Source organism: Microbacterium sp. 5K110, assembly GCF_005774735.1.
GTDB lineage: Bacteria > Actinomycetota > Actinomycetes > Actinomycetales > Microbacteriaceae > Microbacterium.
Window position 1 is genome coordinate 20,686 of the sequence record NZ_VBUM01000043.1, and the last position, 6,628, is coordinate 27,313.

At 69.3% G+C, this 6,628-nt stretch carries 5 protein-coding genes; 1 reads left to right on the forward strand and 4 read right to left on the reverse strand.

The window, feature by feature from the left end; genetic code table 11:
- Positions 1-53: 53 nt before the first annotated feature.
- Together FE256_RS10945 and FE256_RS10950 are read right to left on the reverse strand one after the other, a co-directional pair.
- Entirely contained in the window at positions 54-1,151 is a 1,098-nt protein-coding gene (locus FE256_RS10945; RefSeq protein ID WP_138175520.1) for a LacI family DNA-binding transcriptional regulator, read from the reverse strand.
- A gap of 49 nt (positions 1,152-1,200) precedes the next feature.
- Positions 1,201-2,586: an FGGY family carbohydrate kinase gene (locus FE256_RS10950; protein ID WP_171024301.1), complete on the reverse strand. Its 1,386-nt coding sequence runs from the start codon at positions 2,584-2,586 to the stop codon at positions 1,201-1,203.
- A gap of 140 nt (positions 2,587-2,726) precedes the next feature.
- On the opposite strand from FE256_RS10950, the gene FE256_RS10955 reads away from it, so the two are divergent.
- On the forward strand, positions 2,727-3,695 hold the full coding sequence (locus FE256_RS10955; RefSeq protein WP_138175524.1) for a ketose-bisphosphate aldolase: 969 nt from the start codon (positions 2,727-2,729) through the stop codon (positions 3,693-3,695).
- A 133-nt stretch (positions 3,696-3,828) separates the two neighbouring features.
- On the opposite strand, the gene FE256_RS10960 is transcribed toward FE256_RS10955, so the two are convergent.
- Together FE256_RS10960 and FE256_RS10965 are read right to left on the reverse strand one after the other, a co-directional pair.
- Positions 3,829-4,722, reverse strand: a complete 894-nt coding sequence (locus FE256_RS10960) for an SDR family oxidoreductase (RefSeq protein WP_138175526.1) — start codon at positions 4,720-4,722, stop codon at positions 3,829-3,831.
- A gap of 51 nt (positions 4,723-4,773) precedes the next feature.
- A complete protein-coding gene (locus FE256_RS10965) occupies positions 4,774-6,582 on the reverse strand; it encodes a glycoside hydrolase family 15 protein (RefSeq protein WP_138175528.1) in 1,809 nt (602 codons plus the stop codon).
- Positions 6,583-6,628 lie beyond the last annotated feature (46 nt).

Sequence of the window (6,628 nt, forward strand, 5' to 3'; positions counted from 1 at the left end):
CATGCGGGGGCTGGTCTCGGACGTGCTTGCGGCTGCCGGGATCAGTCCTCGCGCTATTCCCGTGTGTCGCGCACGGGAGCGGTGGGAGCGGGGCCGACAGGCCCCATCATCAGAGGGTTGGTCAGCGGGATGCACCCGCAGGTGGTGCCGAATTCGATGTCGATGTCGACCGTCTCGCGGCGGGGCGGCAGGGTCGGATCCTCGGTGCGTTCGGCCAGGAGACGCATGGCCTTGGCCGCCACGGTCTGGACGGGGACGACGCCCTGGGTGGGCTTGAGTCCCGTCACGGTCGCCTCACCGATCGAGTCGATCGTGGTCACCAGGACGTCGCGCGGCACATGCAGTCCGAGTCGGGCGATCGCGGCCATGGCACCCCAGAACATACGGTTGTTCGTGGCGAACACCCCGAACGGAGGGGTCAGATCGCGGAACAGCTCGAGCGCACCGGCTGCGGCGTCGTCCGGGGTCGAGTGCCCCGAGGTGATGTGGGGTTCGAGACCCGCCGCTCGGACGACACGCAGGTATCCCGCCTGCCGGTCTCGCACGTTGGACACGGTGGTGTTCCCCGCGACGAGGGCGACCGAGCGCAGGCCGTGATGGCGGACGAGATGCTCCACCAGGCGACCCGCAGCGCGGGAGTTGTCGGCCAGGACGTGATCGGCGATCTTTCGCACCGACGGCACCGTGCGATCCACGATGACGGTCGGGATCTCGGAGACCGCATCCGGGAGGCTCGGGGCACCGCTGGGGAGGATGATGAGCCCGTCGACGCGCTGCTGTCGGAACGTCCGTAGATAGCGCTCCTCCTGAGCGGCCTCCTCGTCCGAGTCGCCGAAGAGCAGGGTCGGCGAGGACGGCGAGAGACGCTCCTCGATGGCGCGCGTGAGGAGGGCGAAGAAACCGTTGCGGACGTCCGGAAGGATCAGTCCGATGAATCCGGACTTGCGCGTGCGCAGGCCCGTCGCCGCAGCGTCGCCGACGTAGGCGAGCTCGGTGACCGCGTCCATGACACGCTGCCGCGTGGCGTCGGTGACGTACATCTCGTCGTTCAGCACACGAGACACCGTCTTCGTCGACACGCCCGCCGCGCGGGCGATGTCGACCAGTCGTGCGGGCGGACGCAAACCAGGGCGAGGCGAGGAGGTGTTCATGAGTACACTCTCCCGGTCATCGGCAGACACGGCGGACGGGTGCTCGGACTCACCGGTGCCCCCGGGCCAGTGCGGCCTGCTCCACCGGCGCCAGGGGAACCGCGTCGGCGGGCGGATACTTCTCGGGCTCCCACCATCCCGCGGCCACGCCGGCGAGCAGTCCAGCTCCGCGAGACACCGCCTCGCGCTCTTGCGCCATCGCGACCGGATGCCGGGTACGACGGATCTTCGCCTCGACCCACCGGCGGCTGCGGAGCCCTCCGCCGATCAGGAGCGTCTGGCCGGAGACACCGGAGAGCGCGCGCAGTCGTCGCTCCGCATCCGCCGAGGTCTCGGCGTATCCCTCGAGAGCGCCCGCCCAGGCGACCTCGGGGGCGAGCGTCCGGATCTCCTCGGACACGACGCCTTCCTGCAGGTCGAGAAGCACCGAGAGAGGAAGCGGTGCGGCTTCGACGCCGATGGCCGCGAACTCGATGTCGTCCCGATCCACTCGCAGCGCGTGGCGGAGGTGGCGCATGGCCAAACCGGGCCGCAGCGTCTCCCACAGAAGCATGTGGCGTGACGTTCCGGGCCACGCGGTGATCGTGAGGTCGCCGAACTGATCGGGCCAGCGCGGATGCGTACGCACGGCGTCGGTGGCGGGAGCCCACGCCACGACCAGCGGCTCTCCCGTTCCCATGGAGTCGATCACCTCCGTGTGGTCGCCGCCGGCCCCGATCACTCCTACGGGGTGGTCGTGACCGGCGATGGTCACGGGGATGCCGGCGCGCAGGCCGCTCCATCCGGCCCCCTCCGCCGACACGCGACCGAACGCCGTGCCGCCGATGCGCGCGGGGGCCCAGACGAGGGAGTCCAGGCCGAGGAACGACAGGATCTCGCGGTCGTACTCCCCCGAGAGCGGATCGAACGCACCGCTCGAGGCCGCGAGCGACTGCTCCTGCGCGAGGGCACCGGTCAAGCGCCAGAGGGTGAGGCCCGCCACGCCCGTCCACGTCCCACCCGTGCGATGACCGTTGCGGAGGAGCCAGCCCAGTTTGGCGATGCTCGTCACGCTGCGGGGAGCACGTCCGGTGCGGCGGTAGATCTCCTCGGAACCGAAGTGGGCGGTCACCGCGTCGACGATCTCCGCACCGCGGGAGTCGTGCCACGCGACGAGCGGGAGATCGCTCGGCCCGTCCGGCCGGATGATGGTGCCGGTCTCTCCCATGCTGGCCACACCGACGGCCGCGACGCGCGTCGCCAGAACGCCGAGATCTGCGATGGCTGCCTGGATGGCGGAGAACAGCGCTTCCGTGCTCATCTCCACGCCGTGGGCGCTGGTGGCGAAAGGGGTGGGTGCCACGCCGATGCCGATGGACCGGCCGTGGCGGTCGATCGCGTTCGCCTTGATCGACGACGTGCCCAGGTCGATGCCCAGCAGCAGCTCGTCTCGCATTGCGGCCTCCGCGTTCCTCGTCGGCGTCATCGCCGGCGGTGCTCTGTCTAACGATGGACAAAGTAGCACGGGTCCCCTAGCCTGTCTACCGTTGTCAGAATCGCCCGCGCTGACGGGCCGACGAAACGGAGGACGAGCCCGTGGCTCTCATCTCACTCACCGACGCGCTCGACGCTGCACGCGCCGGATCCTACGGAGTCGGTGCGTTCAACGTCACCGATCTCGCACAGGCTGAAGCCGTGCTCGACGCCGCCGCCGAGACGGACTCCCCCGTCATCGTGCAGACCATCGCCGGCGCCTCGACGCACGGTCGCGACGAGATCTTCTGGGAGGCGCTGGTCAATCTCATCGCTCACTACCCCGACGTGCCCGTCGTTCTGCATCTCGACCACGGGGCCACCTACGAGGACTGCGCACGCGCGATCGCGGCGGGGTTCACCAGCGTCATGATCGACGGATCGATGCGCGACGACCATGTCACACCGGCCACCTTCGAGGAGAACGTCGCCGTGACCCGACGTGTCGTCGAACACGCCCACGCGCACGGCGTCTCGGTGGAAGGCGAACTCGGCACGATCGGGGGATCCGAGGACGGCGGTGCCAGCAGCAAAGAGATCGTGCTCGCGGATCCCGACGAAGCCGAGCGCTTCGTCTCCGCCACCGGCGTCGACGCTCTGGCCGTCGCGATCGGCACCTCGCACGGCGCCTACAAGTTCACCAGCCCCCCAGACGGCACCGTTCTGCACATGGATCTCATCGAACGGATCGCCGCGCGCGTGCCGAACACTCACCTCGTCATGCACGGTTCGTCGTCCCTTCCCGCCGACCTTCGTGAGGTCATCAACGCCCACGGGGGCAAGCTTCCGGAATCGTGGGGCGTGCCGGAATCCGAGAAGGCCCGTTCCACGCAGCTGGGGATTCGCAAGATCAACCAGGGCATGGACTCCCACATGGCCCATGCCGCGGCAGTCCGCACCTACCTCGATGAGGACGGCATCGGGTGCGACCCGGCCCTCTACGGCTCTCGCGGGCGCGTGGCCATGCAGAACATGGTGGCGGAGCGCATGCAGGTTTTCGGCCAGGCAGGTCAGTCCTACCGGCACCGGTGAGACGCCGCGTCGCGGCCGCGAGAACAGGCCGTGAACGGAGAACAGGCCGATTCTCGACGAATCGGCCTGTTCCTGTGGCACCCCCTGTTTGCGCGACCGGCCGGGGCACTGCCCGACCGGTCGCGACGGGCCCTTATGGCGTGGGCATGCCGCCGTTGACGTTGAGCGTCTCGCCGATGACGTAGCTCGACTCCGCGGATGCCAGGTAGACGTAGGCCGGCGCGAGCTCGGCGGGCTGTCCCATGCGGCCGAGCGGGGTCTCCTCGCCGAACTCGGCGACCTTCTCCTGGGGCTGCCCGTCCGACACCTGCAGCGGCGTCCAGATGGGGCCCGGAGCCACCGCGTTCACGCGGATGCCCTTCGGTGCCAGCTGCTGCCCGAGAGCCTTCGTGAAGGCGTTGATGGTCGCCTTCGTCGAGGCGTAGTCCACCAGGATCGCCGACGGCGAGTACGCCTGGATCGAGGTCGTGTTGATGATGGCCGACCCGGCGGGCAGGTGGGGCAGCGCCGCCTTGGTGATCCAGAACATCGCGTAGACGTTCGTCTTGAACGTGTCGTCGAACTGCTCGTCGGTGAGGGTCGTGAGATCCTCGTTGAACAACTGCTTTCCGCCGTTGTTCACCAGGATGTCGAGACCGCCGAGCTCCTCGACCGCCTGGGCGACGAGCGAACGGCAGTACTCCGGGTCGCGCAGGTCGCCGGGGATCTGGGCGACGGTCGCGCCGGCCTCGCGCAGGATGCCGGCGATGCGATCGGCATCCTCCTTCTCCTCGGGCAGGTACGACATCGCCACCGAGGCGCCCTCACGGGCGAAGGCGATCGCCGTGGCGGCGCCGATGCCGGAGTCGGCGCCCGTGATGAGGGCCTTGCGTCCGTCGAGGCGCCCGCTGCCGGTGTACGTGTCCTCGCCGAGTGCGGCCTTGGGCGTCAGCTCGGCGTCCAGGCCGGGCTCGGGCTGGTGCTGCTTCGACGGCTCGATGTCGGCGTAGAGCTTGGCGGGGTCGGTGAAGGTGTACTGCGTGGTCATGACGAGTCCTTTCGAGGGGATGCCGGGACGAAGGCCGCCCCGGCGGGAAGGTCAGCGGTCGCCGAGTTCTGTGTCGTCGACGACCTCACGGATGACGAGAGCGGCGTTGATGAGTGCGAGGTGGCTGAGGGCCTGCGGGAGGTTGCCCCAGAAGGCCCCGCCGTCCTCGGCGATCATCTCGGAGTAGATCCCGACGTCGTTGGCCTGGGCGACGAGCGCATCCATCGCCTCGATCGCCTCGGCGTGACGTCCGACGCACGCCAGGGCCGTCGCGCGCCAGAACGCGCACGCGACGAAGGTGTGCTCCTCCTGATCCATGCCGGTGTACCGGTAGACGAGGTGGTTCGCAGTACCGAGGCGTTCGGTGATGGCATCCAGGGTCTTCGACATGCGCTCGCCCCGGTCGAACCCGGTGGGGGCGTGCAGCAGCACCGAGGCGTCGAGGTCGTCGGTTCCTGGACGCAGTGTGTAGGCCTGCATGGTCTCGGACCAGCAGTGCTCTTCGACCCATGCGTGGATACGGTCGCGCTCGGCACGCCAGCGGTCGCCGTTGTCGGGGATGTGGCCCCCGGCGGCGAGCCACTGCGCATCGTCGAGAGCTTTCCAGCACCCCATCTTCGACGAGGTGTAGTGCTCGAGCTCGGGCAACTCCCACATGCCCGAGTCCGCGCGTCGCCACAGGTCGCACGTGCGGTCAGCGACGTCGGCGAGCAGTCGGCCCGTCTGAGTGTCGAGGCGGTTGCCCGCTTCGACGTACGTGCGGCAGATCGCAATGAGGTCGCCGTAGACCCCGAGCTGCAGCTGCCCCTGAGCGGGGTTGCCGGTCACGACGGGCTGGATGCCGTTCCACCCGGGCACTTCGTGCTTCTCCAGGCCCACATCGGCCGCGCCGTCGAGGGTGTACATGACCTGCACCTCGGGGCCGTTCTCGCGGATCGTGCGCAGCAGCCACGAGATCGCCGCGTGCGTCTCCTCGCGCAGTCCGAAGCCGACCCACGCGTGCGCGGTGTACGCGAGATCGCGCACCCACGCGAAGCGGTAGTCCCAGTTCTTGCCGCCGCGCGGGTTCTCGGGGAGCGAGGTCGTCGCGGCGGCGGCGATCGCCCCGGTGGGGCTGAACAGCAGGAGCTTCAGCGCAAGGGCGCTGCGTTGCACGTCGTCGGCCCACGGACCGTCGTACGAGAACTCCTGCGACCACGCCGACCAGCCGTCGATCGTCCGGTCGATCCCGCGGTCGACATTCGTCGCGTCGGGGACCCGTAGCGGTTCTCCTTCGGTCGCCGCGATGACCAGGAGGTGGCGCGAGCCCTTCTCCGTGGTGAAACCGCCCGCGATGCTCTCGCTGCGCTCGTCGGGATCTCCCTGGATGCCGTGCTCCTCGCCGACGACGGCGAGCGAGACATGCCCGATCCGCATGATCGAGAACCCGTCGATGCGTTCGGTCCACGGCGAAGCGGAGCGCAGCATCGTGCCCGGCTGCACACGCCACGCGAACTCGACCTCGCCGCGCACGCCCTCGACGCGGCGTGCGAACTCGGCCCACGGGAGGCGTCCGGCGATGCCCGTGACCATGGCATCCGTCAGTTTCGCCACACCCGTCTCGGTCGTGAAGGTCGTCTCGAGCACGTTGGTGTGCGCGACGTACCGGCGCGTCACCGTGTACTCCCCCACCGGGGAAAGTTCGATGCACCCGCCGGAGGATTCGTCGACGATTCGCGCGAACACGGGACGGGAGTGGATGTTCGGCAGCGGCAGCCAATCCACGGCTCCGTCGAGCCCGATCAGCGCGACCGTGCGACCGTCGCCGATCGCGGCGTAGTCGCGAAGGGGGCGGGACGGCGGGGGCGGAGTAGTGGGCACGGTTCCACGCTAGGAACGCGGCGACCAGCCCGGGGCGGGGTTGTCG

What these genes read in the sequence shown, in the direction of transcription:
- FE256_RS10950 (WP_171024301.1), bottom strand. Translation starts at nt 2,586, where the DNA reads ATGCGAGACGAGCTGCTGCTGGGCATCGACCTGGGCACGTCGTCGATC.
- FE256_RS10945 (WP_138175520.1), bottom strand. Translation starts at nt 1,151, where the DNA reads ATGAACACCTCCTCGCCTCGCCCTGGTTTGCGTCCGCCCGCACGACTG.
- FE256_RS10960 (WP_138175526.1), bottom strand. Translation starts at nt 4,722, where the DNA reads ATGACCACGCAGTACACCTTCACCGACCCCGCCAAGCTCTACGCCGAC.